General features: G+C 59.5%; 19 protein-coding genes. All 19 read right to left on the bottom strand.

Annotated features, from left to right (window positions below):
* Positions 1 to 28: 28 nt before the first annotated feature.
* The 19 genes from ACQZ5K_RS06435 to ACQZ5K_RS06345 all read right to left on the bottom strand — a co-directional run bounded on the left by ACQZ5K_RS06435 (position 29) and on the right by ACQZ5K_RS06345 (position 18123).
* Positions 29 to 763, bottom strand: a complete 735-nt coding sequence (locus ACQZ5K_RS06435) for an amino acid ABC transporter ATP-binding protein (protein WP_448736954.1) — start codon at positions 761 to 763, stop codon at positions 29 to 31.
* Positions 741 to 1400: an amino acid ABC transporter permease gene (locus tag ACQZ5K_RS06430; RefSeq protein ID WP_059752809.1), complete on the bottom strand. Its 660-nt coding sequence runs from the start codon at positions 1398 to 1400 to the stop codon at positions 741 to 743. Before ACQZ5K_RS06430 ends, ACQZ5K_RS06435 begins: the two co-directional genes overlap by 23 nt.
* Complete coding sequence (locus tag ACQZ5K_RS06425) at positions 1397 to 2068, bottom strand: amino acid ABC transporter permease (protein WP_035261720.1); 672 nt, start codon at positions 2066 to 2068, stop codon at positions 1397 to 1399. Before ACQZ5K_RS06425 ends, ACQZ5K_RS06430 begins: the two co-directional genes overlap by 4 nt.
* 82 nt (positions 2069 to 2150) lie before the next feature.
* On the bottom strand, positions 2151 to 2936 hold the full coding sequence (locus ACQZ5K_RS06420; RefSeq protein WP_448739913.1) for a transporter substrate-binding domain-containing protein: 786 nt from the start codon (positions 2934 to 2936) through the stop codon (positions 2151 to 2153).
* 6 nt (positions 2937 to 2942) lie between these two features.
* On the bottom strand, positions 2943 to 3653 hold the full coding sequence (locus ACQZ5K_RS06415; RefSeq protein WP_137003439.1) for a GntR family transcriptional regulator: 711 nt from the start codon (positions 3651 to 3653) through the stop codon (positions 2943 to 2945).
* A 163-nt stretch (positions 3654 to 3816) separates the two neighbouring features.
* Positions 3817 to 5001: a lipid-A-disaccharide synthase gene (gene lpxB / locus ACQZ5K_RS06410; RefSeq protein WP_448739912.1), complete on the bottom strand. Its 1185-nt coding sequence runs from the start codon at positions 4999 to 5001 to the stop codon at positions 3817 to 3819.
* A complete protein-coding gene (locus ACQZ5K_RS06405) occupies positions 4998 to 5864 on the bottom strand; it encodes an LpxI family protein (RefSeq protein ID WP_448739911.1) in 867 nt (288 codons plus the stop codon). The genes lpxB and ACQZ5K_RS06405 overlap by 4 nt, the downstream gene beginning before the upstream one ends.
* Positions 5865 to 5867: 3 nt before the next feature.
* Positions 5868 to 6683 carry an acyl-ACP--UDP-N-acetylglucosamine O-acyltransferase gene (lpxA, locus tag ACQZ5K_RS06400; protein WP_003521399.1) on the bottom strand — a complete coding sequence of 272 codons (816 nt, stop codon included), beginning with the start codon at positions 6681 to 6683 and terminating at the stop codon, positions 5868 to 5870.
* Positions 6680 to 7147 carry a 3-hydroxyacyl-ACP dehydratase FabZ gene (gene fabZ / locus ACQZ5K_RS06395; protein ID WP_003521400.1) on the bottom strand — a complete coding sequence of 156 codons (468 nt, stop codon included), beginning with the start codon at positions 7145 to 7147 and terminating at the stop codon, positions 6680 to 6682. The genes lpxA and fabZ overlap by 4 nt, the downstream gene beginning before the upstream one ends.
* Entirely contained in the window at positions 7140 to 8207 is a 1068-nt protein-coding gene (gene lpxD, locus ACQZ5K_RS06390; RefSeq protein WP_448739910.1) for a UDP-3-O-(3-hydroxymyristoyl)glucosamine N-acyltransferase, read from the bottom strand. Before lpxD ends, fabZ begins: the two co-directional genes overlap by 8 nt.
* 49 nt (positions 8208 to 8256) lie before the next feature.
* A complete protein-coding gene (gene bamA / locus ACQZ5K_RS06385) occupies positions 8257 to 10581 on the bottom strand; it encodes an outer membrane protein assembly factor BamA (protein ID WP_003521403.1) in 2325 nt (774 codons plus the stop codon).
* Between the two features lie 199 nt (positions 10582 to 10780).
* Positions 10781 to 11902, bottom strand: a complete 1122-nt coding sequence (gene rseP, locus ACQZ5K_RS06380) for an RIP metalloprotease RseP (RefSeq protein ID WP_448740080.1) — start codon at positions 11900 to 11902, stop codon at positions 10781 to 10783.
* A 49-nt stretch (positions 11903 to 11951) separates the two neighbouring features.
* On the bottom strand, positions 11952 to 12785 hold the full coding sequence (locus ACQZ5K_RS06375; RefSeq protein ID WP_448739909.1) for a phosphatidate cytidylyltransferase: 834 nt from the start codon (positions 12783 to 12785) through the stop codon (positions 11952 to 11954).
* The gene (locus tag ACQZ5K_RS06370) at positions 12785 to 13528 is read right to left on the bottom strand and encodes an isoprenyl transferase (RefSeq protein ID WP_448739908.1); all 744 of its coding nucleotides are present in this window, start codon (positions 13526 to 13528) and stop codon (positions 12785 to 12787) included. Before ACQZ5K_RS06370 ends, ACQZ5K_RS06375 begins: the two co-directional genes overlap by 1 nt.
* 65 nt (positions 13529 to 13593) lie before the next feature.
* Positions 13594 to 14151 (bottom strand): ribosome recycling factor, encoded by a 558-nt coding sequence (gene frr / locus ACQZ5K_RS06365; RefSeq protein ID WP_003521407.1) that lies wholly within the window; start codon positions 14149 to 14151, stop codon positions 13594 to 13596.
* Positions 14152 to 14214: 63 nt separating this feature from the next.
* On the bottom strand, positions 14215 to 14937 hold the full coding sequence (gene pyrH / locus ACQZ5K_RS06360; protein ID WP_003502561.1) for a UMP kinase: 723 nt from the start codon (positions 14935 to 14937) through the stop codon (positions 14215 to 14217).
* 97 nt (positions 14938 to 15034) lie between these two features.
* Positions 15035 to 15961, bottom strand: a complete 927-nt coding sequence (gene tsf, locus ACQZ5K_RS06355) for a translation elongation factor Ts (protein WP_003521408.1) — start codon at positions 15959 to 15961, stop codon at positions 15035 to 15037.
* Positions 15962 to 16320: 359 nt separating this feature from the next.
* Positions 16321 to 17088, bottom strand: coding sequence for a 30S ribosomal protein S2 (gene rpsB, locus ACQZ5K_RS06350; protein WP_003496241.1), 768 nt, complete (start codon positions 17086 to 17088; stop codon positions 16321 to 16323).
* A gap of 192 nt (positions 17089 to 17280) precedes the next feature.
* Complete coding sequence (locus ACQZ5K_RS06345; RefSeq protein WP_448739907.1) at positions 17281 to 18123, bottom strand: cell envelope integrity EipB family protein; 843 nt, start codon at positions 18121 to 18123, stop codon at positions 17281 to 17283.
* Positions 18124 to 18226 lie beyond the last annotated feature (103 nt).

Below are 18226 nucleotides of genomic sequence, written 5' to 3'. Positions count from 1 at the left end.
CCTTTTTTGTTGGGCGTCGGAATAGTTCTCAGTGGCGTGCCGCAACGCCCAGGAACTGCTTGAGTTCGGGTGTTGCGGGATTGGAAAACACTTCTTCCGGCGGGCCAATTTCATGAACCCGGCCCTCATGCATGAAAACGACGCGGGAGCAGACGTCGCGCGCAAATTTCATTTCATGCGTCACCATCAGGAGCGTCATGCCTTCAGCAGCAAGTTCGCGCACGACGGCCAGCACTTCAGCCACCAGTTCGGGATCGAGCGCCGAGGTGATTTCATCGCACAGCAGAGCTATTGGCTGCATGGCGAGCGCGCGGGCAATGGCGACGCGCTGCTGCTGGCCGCCGGACAATTCATCGGGATAGGCCTCGAATTTATGCGCCAGCCCGACCCGTTCCAGCATCTTGCGGGCAACGGCTTCCGCTTCCGGTTTCGGCGTCTTCTTCACCACGGTCTGCGACAGCATGACGTTGCCGCCGACGGTCTGGTGCGGGAAGAGATTGAACTGCTGGAAGATCATGCCGACCTTCAGCCGCAGGGCTTTCAGATGCAGATCGTCTTCGAGAAGCTGCGCGCCGGCGACCGATATGGAACCGGCCGAAATCGTCTCCAGCCCGTTGATGCAGCGAAGCAGGGTCGATTTTCCCGATCCGCTCTTGCCGATGATGGCGATGACCTCGCCCGGCTCCACATCGAGGTTGATGCCCTTCAGAACCTCGTTGCTGCCATAGCTTTTGCGGACTTCAGTGATTTCGATGAGCGACATTGAGCTTCCTTTCGAGGATCTGGCTGCTCTTCGACAGAGGCCAGCACAGCGCGAAATAGATGAGGGCGACGAGGCCATAAACGGTGAAGGGCTGGAAGGTGGCGTTGGTGACGACAGTGCCAGCCTTGGACAGTTCCACGAAACCGATGATCGAGGTCACGGCCGTTCCCTTGATGACCTGCACGAAGAAACCGACGGTTGGCGGAATGGCGACCCGCATGGCCTGCGGCAGGATGACATAACGCATCTGCTGCAGGCGTCCCATGGCAAGGCTTGCCGATGCCTCCCATTGGCCCTTGGCGACGGATTCAACGCAGCCGCGCCAGATTTCGGTGAGGAAGGCTGCTGCCCACAGGATCAGCGTCAGGCCTGCCGCCAGCCAGGCCGGCACATCGATGCCGAACAGGCCGAGGCCGAAAAAGGCGATGAAGAGCTGCATCAAAAGCGGCGTGCCCTGAAAAAGCTCGACATAATAGCGTGCGAAAACCCGCATCGATTTTTTTCGGGAAATGCGCATGAACAGCAGAAGCAGCGCCACCATGCCGCCGCCGACGAAGGAAACGAGCGAGAGCAACACCGTCCAGCGCGTGGCGAGCAGCAGGTTTCTGAGAATATCCCAGGTGGAGAATTCGATCATCGGACACTCCTGCGCGGAAAGATGAGGTTGCCGCCCATGACAAGCACCTGCCGGAGAAGGATGGCCAGCACGAGATAAATGACGGTGGAGACCATATAGGCTTCGAAGGCGCGGAAGGTGCGCGACTGGATGAAATTGGCGGCGAAGGTCAAATCCTCGGCGGCGATCTGCGAGACGACCGACGAGCCGAGCATGACGATCACCACCTGCGATGAAAGAGCGGGCCAGATGCGTTGCAGTGAGGGAACCAGAACCACATGCCGGAAGGTTTCGAAGCGGGTCATGGCAAGGCTTGCCCCTGCCTCAAACTGCCCCTTTGGCGTCGCCTGAATGCCGGCGCGGATGATTTCGCAGCTATAGGCCCCGAGATTGACCACCATGGCGATATTGGCGGCGGTCAGTTCCGACAATTGCAGGCCAAGCGATGGCAGGCCGAAAAAGATAAAAAACAACTGTATGAGGAATGGCGTGTTGCGAATGAGCTCCACATAGGTCGCGACCGGCGGCCGCAGCCATTTGGGCCCCAGCGCGCGCACCCAGGCGCAGACAATGCCGAGTGCGATGCCGAGAACGCCGCCGATGGCAATCAATTCCAGCGTAACGGCGATGCCCTTGGCGATCTGCGGATAATAGTCGAGAAGCCATCCAAAATCGAATGTGTATTTCACCCGATGCTTCCTTTCGGCGAGGACAAACCACGCGCCGGTCCCGCCTTAAGGCAAGGCCGGCGCATGCATTTTGCCGGGTTGCTCAGAGATCCTTGGGCAGGTCGGTTTTCAGCCACTTCTGCGCGATCGTTTTCAGCGAACCATCGGTCTTTGCGGTGGCGATGATGGCGTTGACCTTTTCAAGCAGCGCCGGCTGTTCCTTGTTCAGGCCGATATAGCAGGGCGAATTCTTGATCAGGAACTTCAGCTCGGGGCGCTTCGGCGGGTTCTTGGCGAGAATGGCGGCGGCTACCACGTTGCCCGTGGCCACGGCTTCCACCTGGCCGGCGAGGAAGGCGGAGATCGTGCCGTTATTGTCCTCATAACGCTTGATGGTCGTATCGGCAGGCGCCACCTTCGTCAGTTCCAGATCCTCGACCGCGCCACGGGTGACGCCAATGGTTTTGCCGGACAAATCTTCCGCCTTGGTGACGGCAACCGAATCCGGAGCGAACACGCCATTGAAGAAGGGCGCATAGGCGGTGGAGAAGTCGATGACCTTTTCACGGTCCGGGTTCTTGCCGAGGCTCGAGATGACGAGATCGACCTTGTTGGTCTGCAGATAGGGAACGCGGTTGGCGCTGGTTACCGGCACCAGTTCGACCTTCACGCCCAGCTTCTCGCCGATCAGATTGGCGACGTCGATATCATAACCCTGCGGGGCCATATCCGTGCCGACACTGCCGAAGGGCGGGAAATCCTGCGGGACGGCAACGCGGATCGTGCCGCGGGAGGTGATATCACCGAGCGCATCGGCAAAGGCTGCGGGCGAAAAGCCGAGCGTTGCGGAAATCGCGGCAATGGCAAGCAATGAACGTCTGGAAATCATTGGGAATTACTCCTTGGGGCTTGAGGAAAGAGGCTGAAGTGAAAGGGAATTGCGAAGCTCGTAGAGCGGGTCCGGCCTGCGGGTGAGATCGAGACCGGTTTCGACTTCGTCGAGATGGCGGATGGCGAGTTCTGCGGCGCCATGAAAATCGGCAGCCTTGATCGCTTCGAAGATACGGCAATGTCCGTCATGCGACTGCTGTGCATGGAAATCGGACTGATAGAGCATGGAGATGAGGATGGTTCTCGCCGTCAGGTCGCGCAGCGTTTCGACGATGATGTCGTTGCCGGCGATTTCAGCGATGCGAATGTGGAAATCGCCCATCAGGCAGGTCAGGCGCTGGCGGTCGCCTTTGGCAATCGCCGCCTTCTCCTCATCGAGATGATCGGCGAGGATGGCGATGCCTTCGGCGCTGACGCCGGAAAGATTGCGCAAGAGCCCATATTCGATAATGCGCCGCGCCTCATAGACCTTGATGGATTCTTCGGCGGAAGGCTCCACCACGAACCAGCCCCGGCGCGGGCTGACGGTGACGATGCCGCGCGTCTCCAGCCGCATCATGGCCTCACGGATGCGCGTGCGCGACACGCTGAAGAGGCTGGCGAGCTGGTTCTCGCTGAGGCGGGTGCCCGGACGGATGCGCGCGGAAAGAATGCCGGAGATGATGGCGTCTTCTACCGCGCTCTGAGCGCTTTCTGATGTATGGCTATCTTGCATACAAGATTGAAGGCAAGAGGTGTGCCAGACGGAAATTTATGGGCCGGGAGCCATCCGATGGTCAGCCGTTTGCCGCACTAACGATCAAATGCAGTAAAATCGCGCCCTCGCCTGCCTGCATCGGCAGCAGGACGGCAGCCCGTGGGAGAGAGTGCTTATTTGATTATTGTGAGGGACGAGCTTTGCTCTTCAGGACATCCAGAAGAATGCGCGCACCGGTTTCGCCCGGAGGCACATCCGTATGCAAACGCTGCTGCACGAGTGCATAACCTTCGAGCATCGCCTGCCGTTCAGTGGTGTCGGAAGACAGACGCTCTGCCCAGCGCAGCATCGAACCTGCCCTTACCACCTCGTTGAAATATTCCGGCACGACGGCGTAATCGGCAATCAGGTTCGGCAGAGCCCCTGTCCAGGTCTTCACCCGCTTGCTCAGCATGGTGAAAATCCAGTCCGTCTTGTAGACCGAGATCGTCGGCACGCCCGCGAGTGCGAGTTCCAGAATGACCGTGCCGGAAGCGGCAATCGCCGCATCGGCTTCAGCAAACGCGTTCCATTTGAAAGCGGAATCGATACCGATTTCGGGCCTGATATCCTCCGGCCACGAGGCCGCCAGTTCGCGGATGCGTTTTTCCTGACGCGGCACGGTGGGCAACAGAAACCGCGTCGGACCGTTGCGCTCGACAAAAGCTTTCGCCGCCGCCTGAAAAGGCTCCATCAGCCGCGTCGTTTCAGTGGAACGCGACCCTGGCAGGAGAAGAATGGTCTTCGGTTCGCCATTCGCCGGCAGAGAACGTTCCGCCCGCTTCTGGCGCACTGCCAGCACATCGGGATCGACGCTGAGGCGATGACCGACAAAAGTTGTCGGCGGACCGCCGAGACGGCGCATGGCTTCCGGCTCGAAGGGCAGCAGAGCCAGCACGTGATCGACATAGGAGAGCATCGCGGTGGCGCGATATTCCTTCCAGGCCCAGACGCTGGGGCAGACGTAATTGACGACCGGCAGACGCGGCAATTGTTTGCGGACTTTTTTCGCAACGCGATGGGTGAAATCCGGGCTGTCGATAATCAGCAGAATATCGGGCTTTGCGGCGGCGATTGCCTGAACGGTCTGGTTGATCCGCGCAATGAGCTTCGGCAGTTTTTTCAGAACCTGCGTGAAGCCCATGATGGAGAGTTCGGAATAGTCGAACAGGGAAACCAGTCCCTGCGCTTCCAGCGCTTCGCCTCCGACACCCACCAGTTCTACAGGTCCCGTATATTGGGCCTTGAGCGAGCGGATCAGATCCGCGCCTAAAAGATCGCCGGATACTTCCCCGGCTATGACCGCCACTTTTAATGCCGCCGTCATCCGATCATATCTCCGCCAAGTGACGTATCGATGCCGCAGACGAATATGCCCGCCTCATCGGCCGCTTTCAACATCGCCTCGCGATCGAGCACCAGCGCCCGCCCGGCTTCGACGGCGATGCCCGCCAGCCCGGCCCTTCGCGCATTCTCCACCGTTTCCACACCGATTGTCGGCAGGTCGGCGCGCACATCCTGCTGCGGCTTGCACAGCTTTACGAGCACCCCCCTGCGGCGCGGGGATATCCGTCCTTCCGCGCGCAATGCCGCAACGCGCGCCAGCATGGCATCCGTGCCCTCAACGCCTTCCAGCGCGACGATGCGGCCGCCGACGGCGACCGCGCCCTGCCCCACATCGAGCTTGCCGAGTGCAAGCGCGGCCTCAGCCGCCTTGCGTATATCGCGCAGATCATCCTCGGCAGGTTTTTGCGCACCGAAAGGACCTATCGCGGCCAGCAGGCCGGGCGCGATCTCGTGAGCGCCGATGACTTTTGCGCCGAGCGTGCCGATGATTTTGATGACCATCTGCAGAACGGCGTCATCGCCGCTCGACAGCAGCGTCCTCACAATGGACGGCAGTTTGAGCAGGATGCCGACTGTGGGGCGGATCTCGCGCCATTCCGGCCGCCGCGCCACGGCGCCGGACAGCACGACACGGTCTACCCGGTTTTCGCGCAGCAGACGGCCAAGCCCGGCGACATCGCCGACACTGATGACGGCATTGTCGAAACCGCTCCAGTCGAAACGGGAATCATCGCGCAGGCGCACGATGAAAGGGTTCTCGCCCATCTCACGGGCTGCGGCCGCCACATAAAGCGGCAGCTGACCGCTGCCGGCCACAATGGCGAGACGCCCGCCGCCTGTCACGGCTCACTTGCCCCGGTTGGGCGAAGAGATCGCGCGGTCGCTGTCCGCACCGATGAAATCGATGACTTCAAGCGCCTGCGGGCAATCCAGATAGTCGTTACGGTCGATGGCCGCCGCATTGCCGCGGATCGTGCCTTCGGCCTCGAAAATCGCCTTGTAGACGCGTCTGACCTTATGGATATCGGCACGCTCGATGCCGGCACGGGTCATCCCGACGACGTTCAGTCCACCGAGGATGCCGGGATTGCCATTCAGCATGCCATAGGGAATGACATCGTAATTGACCGCCGAAAGTCCACCGATGAAGGCCTGGCGGCCGATGCGGGTGAACTGGTGCACGGCACAGCCACCGCCGAGAATAGCGCGGTCCTCAATGGTGACATGGCCCGCCAGCATGACATTGTTGGAAAGCACGATGTGGCTGCCGAGGCGGCAATCATGCGCCACATGCGAATTGGCGAGGAAGAGATTATCGTCACCGATAATGGTCTTGCTGCTGCCATCGGAACTGCCGGCGTTCATCGTCACGCCTTCACGCATGATGCAGCGCTCACCGATCTCGAGGGTCGTTTCCGAACCGTCGTGGCGAATTGCCTGCGGCGTCCCGCCGATGACCGCCATGGGATGTACAACCGAACCACGGCCGATCACGGTCAGGCCGGAAACAACGGCGTGATTGTGCAGCTGAACATCGTCATGCAGCGTGACTTTCGCGCCGACATAACTCAGCGCACCGATGACGACATTTTCACCGATCACCGCACCGTCTTCGATCACGGCGCTCGGGTGAATTCTGGCCGAGGCGGCAATCGTGCTCATTGCTGATCCTCGGGGATCATCATGGCGCCGACATCGGCCTCCGCCACCAGCGCGCCGTCCACCTTCGCTTCGCAATGGAATTTGAAGACATTGCCGCGCTGGCGCTGCTTGACGACATGGATTTCCAGACGATCGCCAGGGATCACGGGTTTGCGGAAACGCGCATTGTCGATTGTCATGAAGTAGACCAGGTGACCGCCCTCACCCTGGCTGCGAGCGCAGATCGCACCTGCCGTCTGGGCCATGGCTTCGACGATCAGAACGCCCGGCATGATCGGCCGGTCCGGGAAGTGACCGGTGAAATGCGGTTCATTGACCGTCACGTTCTTGATGCCAATCGCCGAGTTGTTACCGTCGATCTCGATGATCTTGTCGATCAGCAGGAATGGGTAACGATGCGGCAGAAGCTTCATGACTTCCAGAATGTCAGCCGCGCCGAGCGCCGTCTTCGTTTCTTCAGTCATTGTTTTTCTCTCCTGTTTTTTTTTCACGCCCTTCAGCGCGCGCCAGAATTTCGGCCATGTCGCGCAGGAAATATTTCATTGGACGCGCGGGCGTGCCGCCATAACGGGCGCCTGCCGGCACGTCCGCCACAACACCGCTCATCGCCGCGATCTGTACGCCGTCGCCAATGTTGATATGGCCATTGATGCCGGCCGCGCCGCCAATCATCACACCGTCGCCGATGCGGGTGCTGCCCGCAATCCCGACCTTGCTGACGATGCCGCAATGGCGGCCGATGCGCACGTTGTGGCCGATCTGGACCTGATTGTCGATCTTGGTGCCTTCGCCGATGACCGTGTCATCCATGGTGCCGCGATCGATCGTGGTGTTCGCGCCAATCTCGACATTGTCCTGAATGATGACCCGGCCAATCTGCACGATCTTCAACATGCCGCGCGGACCGGGAGCATAACCGAAACCGTCCTGACCGATGCGCGCGCCGTTATGGATAATCACATTATTACCGATGAGGGCCGCAAGAACGCTTGCGCCGCCGGCAATGGTGCAATCGCGCCCGATCTGCACATCCTGCCCGATGATGACGCCGGGACCGATGCGCGTGCCCGCGCCGATATGGGCGCCGGCGCCAATCACTGCGAGAGACTCGACGATAACGCCCGCCTCCAGCTTCGCGGATGGATCGACATGCGCAGCATGGGAAATTTCAGCTTCCATCCGCGCGATCGGACCCGGACGCATGGCGGAGGGATGCAGCAAGGCACCCACCTGCGCAAAAAGCGTGTGCGGGTTTTTCGATATCAGCGCAGGGGTGTGAGACGGAAGCATGTCTACAAGGGCGGCGTCACAAATGACGGCGCCAGCGTCGCAGGTCTGCAGCTCATCGCGGTTCTTGCGCGAAAGAATATAGCAGAGCTGATCGGGTTTTGCCCGGTAGACCGGCGCAACGGACCGAATGATCCGCTCTCCCGCCGCGTCATCAGACAGTTCCGCCCCAAAACGGTCCGCGATATCTTTCAATCGCAGTCCCTCGTGGGGCGGAAAAAAGGCGTTGTATTCCATCAGCCGGAAACTCCAGAACGTTCAAAGTTGCAGTTCTGGACTGCCGATATCAGAAAGTGTTGGACATGCCAAACCGGAAACGCTGTTCCTCGTCGTAGTCTTCCTTGGCAATCGGCACGGCGTAGTCGACGCGGATCGGACCGAAGGGCGACGCCCACATCACACCGACACCGGCGGATGCACGGATGGAGTTGTCGTCCTTCACACCTGCACTGTTGGCGACCTTGTTGCCATACAGCGTGCCGGCATCCACGAAACCAGCGAGACGCAGGCCGAAATCTTCCGGAACGCCAGGCATCGGAGCCGTGACTTCAGCAGAAGCGGCGAAATAGGTCGTGCCGCCGATGGAGTCGGAACCGATGCGCGGACCGATACCATCATTCTTGAATCCGCGAACCTGACGACCGCCAAACTTGAACTGATCGAATACCAGCAGGTTGTCACCCGTCGGCATGACGTGGCCCGCCTGACCCGTGATCGAACCAATGACATCGTACTCGTCAGACAGCGTGTAGAAGAAGCGAGCCTTGGCGTAAATCTTGTAATATTCGGAATCGCCGCCGAGACCTGCAAATTCGTTCGTCAGAGCAGCCTGCCAGCCTTCGCGCGGCATGTTGCGGTCGTCGAGCGTATTGTAGTTCAGCGTGTTCGAAATGATGGACTGTGTCCAGTCACCGCCACGGATCAAGTCCTTGTAGGGCTCGGCAAGGTTGCTGCCGGTTTCCCAGTCGCCCTCACCGTCATAATTGATCTGCTTGTAGGTGTACTTGAACGTCGTCGAGAGGTCTTCGGTGATCGGCGCGGTCACGCGCAGCGAGAAGCCCTGCTCGTCGTAATCATAATAGTCTTCGCTGCGGCTCTGGCTCTTGAACAGGTCGAAACCCGCGGCAAGACGGTAGCCGAGGAAATAGGGTTCCGTGAAGGACAGCGTATAGCTGCGCGCATCGTCTTCACCCGCACCGGCGGCGAGACGGATGTACTGGCCGCGACCGAGGAAGTTCTTTTCTTCGATGGATGCTTCGAGCAGCACACCGTCGTTCTGCGAATAGCCGGCGCCGATACCGAACGAACCCGTCGACTGATCTTCTACGTCGACAACGATGACGACGCGGTCAGGCGCGCTGCCGCCGGCGGTCGAAATATTGACCTTCGAGAAATAGCCGAGCGCTTCGAGACGGCGCTTTGCTGCCGTGATCACCGTCTGGTTGAACGCATCGCCTTCGGAAATATCGAACTCGCGACGAATGACATAGTCACGCGTACGGGTGTTGCCGCGGATTTCGATACGCTCGACATAGGCGCGCTCGCCCTGGTCGACGATATAGGTCACACCGATGGTGTTGCCAGCCATGTCGCGGTCGCCGCGCGGCGTTACGCGGGCAAAGGGATAACCTTCGCCGGCCACGCGCTTGGAAATCGCTTCCATGCTCTGCTGAACTTCCTTGGCGCTGTAGCTTCCGCCCTGGTGGGTTTCCACGAGGCCCTGAAGCTCCGAACCGTCGACGCCCGGAACGGTCGATTCGACCGCGACGTTGCCGAAGTTGTAACGCTGACCTTCATCGACCGTGATGGAGATCGTGTATTCGTTCTTGGACTCGTCCAGCACAGCCTCGGAGGACACGACACGGAAGTCGGCATAACCGCGGTTGTAGTAGAACTGGCGCAGCGCCTCTTCGTCGGCGCGCAGCTTGTCCTCGTTATAGACGTCCTTACGCGTCAGGAACGACAGCATGTTGGACTTCTTGGTATTGATGACGGCGGCCAGACGGCCATCGCTATAGGCATTGTTGCCGACGAAATCGATGCGGCCGATCTTCGTGCGCTCGCCTTCATTGATGACGAAAGCAATGTTCACACGGCCCTGACCGACGGAAACGGTCTGCGTGGTGACTTCGACGTCGCTACGGCCGATGGCGGCGTAGGCTTCCTTGATGCGGGCAATATCCGCCGTCACGATGGCCTGATTGAACGGGCCGAGGGACTGGGTCTGCACAACGCCGGCGAGCTTGTCGTCCTTGATCTTGCGGTTACCGTTGAAGACCACCTGGTTGACGAGCTGGTTCTCATTGACGGTCACGACCAGCGTGCTGCCGGAAACACGCATGGAAACATTCGAGAAGTAACCGGTGGCGTAAAGACGCTTCACCGATTCATCGATGTCCGAATTGGAAAAGTTCTTACCCGGCGCAATGGTGATGTTGGAACGCACGGAGTCCGCACCGGACCGGTCGGCCCCGCGAACATCGATCCTGCTGATGACGGCCGCATTTGCAGCGCCAGCAGAGGCAAGCACGCCAAGGCCCGCAACCGAAGCAACACCGGCAGACAGAGCAACCGCCGACACAGCGTTCAAAAATCTTGAACCAGCCTTCATTTCAATTCTTACCTTTTTACGTTGTCCCTCAGCGGGCGGAACCCGACTCCGGCCATGTGCGTCGTTTTACCTGCTTTTCCCCTACAAGCAAGCGCGAACGTTAAATTCTGTTTACTTCGTGCTCCAGAGTGGCTCATTCGCCACTTCGGCATAAAAACAAGGTAAACAAATAACTAACAAAACAGTTAAAACACAATCCTCAGCCGATCAAGCTGCTGATATCATTCCATGTTGCAAAAACCATAAGACCCAAAATCATCATCATCCCGATACGGAACGCGACTTCCTGCGCGCCCGCGCCGAGCGGCCTGCCGCGAATGGCCTCGATGGCGTAGAACACCAGATGCCCGCCGTCCAGAACCGGCACAGGCATCAGGTTCAAAAGACCGATGGAGACGGAAAGAACGGCGGCAAGCTGGATAACGGCAGAAATGCCGAGCGTCGCCATCTGGCCGGAGGCCTGCGCCACACGCACCGGACCGCCAAGCTGATCGGCATTCATGCGCCCTGTCACGAGATTGCCGATATAGTTGAATGTACCGGTGATGACATGACCCGTTTCGCGAACGCCTTCGACCAGCGCCTCGGACGGCGAATATTCGATATGGCGGAAATTGCCGCTGGTCTGGTCGGTGACGATGCCGATAATGCCCATTTCCAGCTTGTTGCCGAACTGGTCGGTGGTTTCGGTGCGGGTCGGGACCATCGGCAGCTTCAGCTCCTCGCCCGCCCTTTCGACCGTCACCGTGATCGGGGTGCCCGGCCGGATGCCGACGTAACGGCGGACATCCTCGAAGGTCATCACTTTTTCGCCATCGATCGCCACCAGCCGGTCGCCGGGCTGCACGCCCGCGGCGGCAGCTGCACTGTTCTCACGGACTTCCGCCACGACCGGATCGGCGATCATCCGGCCGTAGATGCCGAAGAGCAGCGCGAAGATGAGAATGGCGAGAATGAAATTGGCGATCGGGCCCGCGGCAACCGTGGCCGCTCTTTTCCACAGCTTTGCGCCGGAAAGCGTCTGCGCCCTCTCCTCCAGCGACATATGCGACAGGCCGGAACTATCCGGCTTGCTCGCCGCATCCTCATCGCCGAAGAACTTGACGTAACCGCCGAGCGGAATCGCCGAAATCTTCCATCGCGTGCCGCGCTTGTCAGTGAAGCCGATCAGCTCCGGGCCGAAACCGATGGAGAATGCCGTGGAACGGATGCCGCACCAGCGACCGACCAGATAATGGCCCATTTCATGGACAAAAACGAGCAGCGACAGCACCAGGATGAAGGGCACGATATAGCCGGTCAGAAAGCCGGTCGCCGCCATTACTGTGTTCATGACAATCTGCCCTTTGTGTCGTGACCTTTCGCGCCGCTCAGAAACCCGGCAACAGACCGCCGCCCGATCCGGGCACGTCGCCGGTTGCCGCCGCATGCACGAAAGCAATGAGGAATACCGTAAAGCAGGCGAAAACAAGACCGTCGACACGGTCCATGAAGCCGCCATGGCCCGGAATGAGATGACTGGAATCCTTGACCTGGAAACGCCGTTTCACGAAGGATTCGAAGAGATCGCCGATCTGGCTGAACACCGAGAGGATAAGGGCGAGCCCAAGCACCAGCACGCTGATCCTGCCGTGATAGGCCATGGACACCACACCGCCGCCGATCACGGCCGCCACCGCCCCGCCGATCGCGCCGGACCAGGTCTTGCCGGGCGACATCGAAGGCGCAAGCTTCGGCCCGCCAATGGCGCGTCCGACGAAATAGGCGAGAATATCCGTCGACCAGACAACGGCGAAGATAAACAGGATGGACACGAAGCCGGCCAGCTCGTCACCACGGATGGCTGCCAGCGATATGCCGCTCAGACCCGCATAAAAAATGCCGCCTACCAGCCACCAGTTTTTGCCGCGCAAAATTGGAAACAGCGCCGCCGTCAGCGTGAAGCCGGATAAGAGCGGCAGATCGAGCGAGGATTCGCCGAATATCGTATTGCCGGCGATGACGGCGACCGCGAACCAGCCCCAGGCATTGCCGGTCGAATTGGTCTCAGACAGCCGGGTAATCGTCGACCATTCATAATAGATGAGGATCGCCAGAAGGCCCGCGACGATGCGGAACAGAATGCCGCCATACCAGGTGGCGGCCAGAATGACCGCCGCCATGACGATTGCGGACACGATCCGCAGTCTGAGTTCACGGCTCATCAGGCGCCTGCCACGGCAACCTGCTCGGTGAGTGCACCGAAGCGGCGGTCACGCGTTGCATATTGCTCGATTGCGGAGAAGAATCGCTGGCGGTCGAAGTCCGGCCAATATTCGGGAACGAACAGGAACTCGGAATAAGCGGCCTGCCAGAGCAGGAAGTTCGACAGGCGCTCTTCGCCGCTGGTGCGGATGATGAGATCCGGATCGGGCATACCCGACGTGTCGAGTCTGGCCGAAATCATCTCCGGCGTAATGGATTCGGCATTAAGCCGGCCTTCGGCGACATCGCGCGCAATCGCCGCCGTCGCACGCGCAATCTCGTCGCGGCTTCCGTAGTTGAAGGCGATCACCAGCGTCAGCTTGGTATTGTCCGCTGTCATCTGTTCCGCCTCTTCGAGGAGAGAACGGATGTCGTGCTTCAGCCCCTGCCGGTCGCCGATGATCCGCACGCGGACATTTTCGCGGTGCAGTTCCGCAAGGTCACGCCGGATGAAGGCTTTCAAAAGCCCCATCAGATCGCTCACCTCGGATTCGGGCCTGCGCCAGTTTTCCGACGAGAAGGCAAACAGCGTGAGATAGCGTATTCCGCAATCGCCGGCCGCGCGCACGGTCTCGCGCACGGCCTCCACACCGCGGCGATGCCCCATCACGCGCGGAAGACTGCGCTGCTTTGCCCAGCGTCCATTGCCATCCATGATGATGGCGACGTGCTCGGGTATGGAGGAACGTGTCGTCGTCGGCATATCGATCCAGTAACAGGGCAGCGCGGAATTAAAACGAATAAAATACAGGTCTATCGCGAACGATATCAGACCTGCATGATTTCCTTTTCCTTCTCGGCAAGCAAGCGGTCAATTTCCGAAATCGTGTCGTCGGTCATTTTCTGAACCTTTTCCGACTGTCCACGGCTTTCGTCCTGACCGATGTCACCGTCCTTTTCGGCTTTTTTCAGACCATCCATGCCATCGCGACGCACATGGCGAATCGCCACCTTGGACTTTTCGGCATAATCATGGGCGACCTTGACGAGCGATTTGCGGCGCTCCTCGTTGAGTTCAGGCAGCGGGATACGCAGGTTCTGGCCGTCGACGATGGGGTTGAGGCCGAGATTGGATTCGCGGATCGCACGGTCGACGGCGTTGACCATCGACTTGTCCCAGATGTTGACGCCGAGCATGCGCGGCTCCGGAACGGTGATGTTTGCAACCTGATTGAGCGGTACGCGCGAGCCGTAGGCCTCGATGGTGACCGGATCGAGAATATTGGCCGAAGCTCGGCCGGTACGAAGCGATGCGATATCGCTCTTGAATGCATTGATGGCGCCGTCCATACGGCGCTTGATATCGTTGAGGTCAACACCACTCATCTTGATACTCCATCTTGTCGGCCAAGCCGGCCGTAATCGCCCCTTGAGGCGGCATCGTTTTGATTATTTGTCGTGCACGATGGTCTTGCGGCCGCCGCCGGTCAATATCTGCGCGAAACCGCCCTTCTCATGGATCGAGAAAACAATGATCGGAATGTGGTTTTCGCGGGCAAGCGCAACGGCGGCGATATCCATGACCGCCAGTCCCTTGCCGAGCACTTCGCTATGGGTCAATTCGTCGAAACGGGTCGCCGTCGGGTCTTTCTTCGGGTCGGCGGAATAGATACCGTCCACCTGCGTGCCCTTGAAGATCGCTTCTGCGCCCATTTCCGCAGCGCGCAAGGCCGCGGCAGAATCAGTGGTGAAGAATGGGTTGCCCGTACCGCCAGCGAAAATAACCACACGCCCCTGCGCGAGATGATGGAGCGCCGCACGCTGCGAGAAGCTCTCACAGATTTCAGGCATGGCGATTGCGGAGAGAACGACGGTATCGATGCTGAGCTTGCGCAGCGAGGTTGCGAGCGCCAGCGCGTTGATGACGGTCGCCAGCATGCCCATATGGTCGCCGGTCACGCGGTCGCCGCCCTTGGAGGCCACGGCAACGCCGCGGAAAATATTGCCGCCGCCGACGACAACGCCGACTTCGACGCCCATCGCCCTCGCCTCGGCGATATCGGAGGCGATCCGGTCGGCCACCGCCACATCGATACCGAAACCCTGATCGCCCATGAGGGCTTCGCCGGAAGCCTTGAGAAGAACGCGTTTGTAGATCGGCTTGGAAGACATCATGACTCCTCGGAAATGTAACCGAAACGCGGATACACGAAGGGCACCGCGTTGTCACGCGATGCCCTCCCGTTTTCCCAAGATTGGGTAAATATAATCAGCCCTTGGCGACGGCTGCGACTTCGGCTGCGAAATCGCTTTCTTCCTTCTCGACGCCATCGCCGAGCAGCAGGCGAACCATGCCCGTCACTTCGATGGAAGCGCCGGCTTCCTTTTCGGCTTCCTTGACGGCAGCGCCGACGGTCAGGTCCGGGTTGATGACGAAAGCCTGCGACAGAAGGGCGACTTCTTCGAAGAACTTGCGCATACGGCCATCGACCATCTTTTCGATGATGGCTTCCGGCTTGCCGGATTCGCGGGCCTGTTCGATGAAGACGTTGCGCTCGCGCTCGGCAACGGCGGCGTCGACTTCTTCAGCGCGGATGGCGAGCGGGTTGGTCGCAGCGATGTGCATCGCAACCTGGCGGCCGATGGAGTTCAGAACGGCCTTGTCGCCTTCCGACTTCAGGGCAACGAGAACGCCGAGCTTGCCGATGCCGTCGCCGGCAGCATTGTGGATGTAGGTCGCAACAACACCGTGCGGAACTTCGAGCGCTGCCGAGCGGCGCAGCGTCATGTTCTCACCGATGGTGGCAATCGCGTCCTTGATGCTGTCGGCAACGGACTTGCCGGTTGCCGGATAGGTGGCAGCGGAAACAGCGTCAACGGTGCCGTTGGTGGTGAGGGCAACCTGGGCGATACCGCGGATGAGGTCCTGGAACGCATCGTTACGGGCAACGAAGTCGGTTTCGGAGTTCAGCTCAACGACGACAGCCTTGTGACCCATGGTGGCAACGCCGACCAGACCTTCGGCAGCCGTACGGCCGGACTTCTTGTCGGCCTTTGCGATGCCCTTGGCGCGCAGCCAGTCGATCGCCGCTTCCATGTCGCCATTGGTCTCAGCAAGAGCCTTCTTGCAGTCCATCATGCCTGCGCCAGACTTTTCGCGCAGTTCCTTCACCATTGCGGCTGTGATTTCGGTCATTGTTTGCCTCTTATCGGTTCGATCGGTCAGCCGGCGGAATTTGCCGTGCCGAAGTTCTGGGTGATGACTGTACCCGGCCGCACACCCTTTGAAACCGGAGAGGATTTCAGGAAAGGGGCATGCGCATTCCCAAGTGCTGCGGCGTCTCCATGCATCGAGATGATGGGTGCCGCTGAAGTATGACAGCGTTATGAAGACTGCCTTCCGTTTCAACCGCATCGGACGCCAGCGATTTCATAAAAACGTGGCGGAGCGCTTGAAACGAACAAGGCCGTCAACCCATTGAAGGTCTTTGACGGCCTTGTCATATCCTGGTCGAGGAGACGGCGACAAGAAATCGCCGCCAGACAGGGCCTATATCAGGCGCCAGCCTCGTCTTCGAGAGCGGGCTCGATCGGAGCTTCTTCCGAAGCGCCGATGTCGCGGCCGGAAGCGCCCTGCTGACGGGCAATACCGTCGATGGCAGCGCGGGCGATCAGGTCGCAATAGAGCGAGATGGCGCGCGAAGCATCGTCGTTACCCGGGATCGGGTAGTCGATGTGATCCGGGTCGCAGTTGCTGTCGATGATCGCAACGACCGGAATGCCAAGACGCTTGGCTTCTTCGATCGCGATCTTTTCCTTGTTGGTGTCGATGATGAACATCAGATCCGGAACGCCGCCCATATCGCGGATACCGCCGAGAGCCTTTTCAAGCTTTTCGCGCTCGCGCTCGAGATTCAGGCGTTCCTTCTTGGAGTAGCCGGAAGCTTCCGAGTTCAGAATCTCATCGACCTTGCGCAGGCGCTGGATCGAGTTGGAGATGGTCTTCCAGTTGGTCATCATGCCGCCGAGCCAGCGGGAGTTGACGTAGTACTGGGCCGAACGCTTTGCGCTGTCGGCGATGATTTCGGACGCCTGGCGCTTGGTGCCGACGAACAGAACGCGGCCGCCGCGAGCAACGGTGTCGGACACGACCTGAAGGGCGCGCGACAGCATCGGAACGGTCTGGGCCAGGTCGATGATGTGGATGTTGTTACGGTCGCCGAAGATGTACGGCTTCATCTTCGGGTTCCAGCGGTGCGTCTGGTGGCCGAAGTGAACACCAGCTTCCAGAAGCTGGCGCATAGAAAAATCGGGCAATGCCATGCCTTGTTACTCCTTTTCCGGTTTAACCCCCGCGAAGCGAACAGCACCGATTTTCATCGATACCACCGGGCGGAACGGACCGGATTTCTCCCGGAACATCCCAAGCTTCGCGTGTGGAATGGTGAGCCGCATACAGTCGCCTGCATGAAAATGCAAGCATTTATGCGAAAAAACCGCAGAAACAGCCGCGTTTCAGCGAACCGGCTTGTTTTCGCAGGTTTCGGGCTTGAGAATATCGAGCTTCGCAAGCTTTCCCGTCAGAACGAAATCGCCGTAATCCATCGTCAGATCGCGGGTGATTCCGTTTTCGTAAAGCTTGAACGACATGCGGTAGATCGGCAGCGCGTCCGTGCCGGTCTTGTCGTTGTAATAGGCGATCGTTACCGGCCAGAATGCTGCCTTGGCGAAATCACCCGCCTTGCCGGCGTCGGCATCGCCATCCTTCGGCATCTGCGACTTGCCGACGAGGGTGGAGGTGATCAGGCTTTCATCGCCGTCATCAGAACCGTCGAATATCCGGGATTCGAAGATGCGCTTTCCCTGTTTGGCATGTTCTATGACCTGAAACATATGCTGCGTCGGGAATTCGCTGGCGACGAGACTGACCTGGCGGGCATCCGGGCGGGTCAGATCGACCTTCACGCCATCGGTGCCGTCGGTCGCAGCGCCCTGCACTTCCTTGTCCAGCTTGTCGTCGGTGTAGGACTTGGTTTCGAAGATGAATTTCTTGGCCGTGAGATCCTCGAAGGTCGTGGTCTGCTGGTCGGTCATGCGCACGGCATCGCCGGTGTTGATCTGCGTTACGAAACGGAAATCCGTCTTGTAGCCCTGACAGGCCGAGCCGGTGAACTCATAGACCATGCGGCCCGTCATGCCCTCGATGCCGGATCGATCGGACGCATCCTTGAGTTCGAGATCATAGACGGCGCGGTGGGCGACGAGATCGGGAACCGTGACCGGCAAGGCATTGGCGGCGTTTGACAGGCCGGTCATAAGCCCTGTTGCGGCAACGAAACCAAGCGTCCTGACAAACATGCAATATCTCCTGTTGGACTCGCCGCTCATATTGTACAAGCAACCGCCCGGCTTTTGGATCAACATCTTCTGAATGCCGGATTCTTGAAGGATTTACAACAAA

It is taken from the genome of Agrobacterium sp. 22-226-1 (assembly GCF_053522345.1).
Note: the sequence above shows the minus strand (reverse complement) of the source record. Positions and strands in the feature narration are given on the sequence as shown.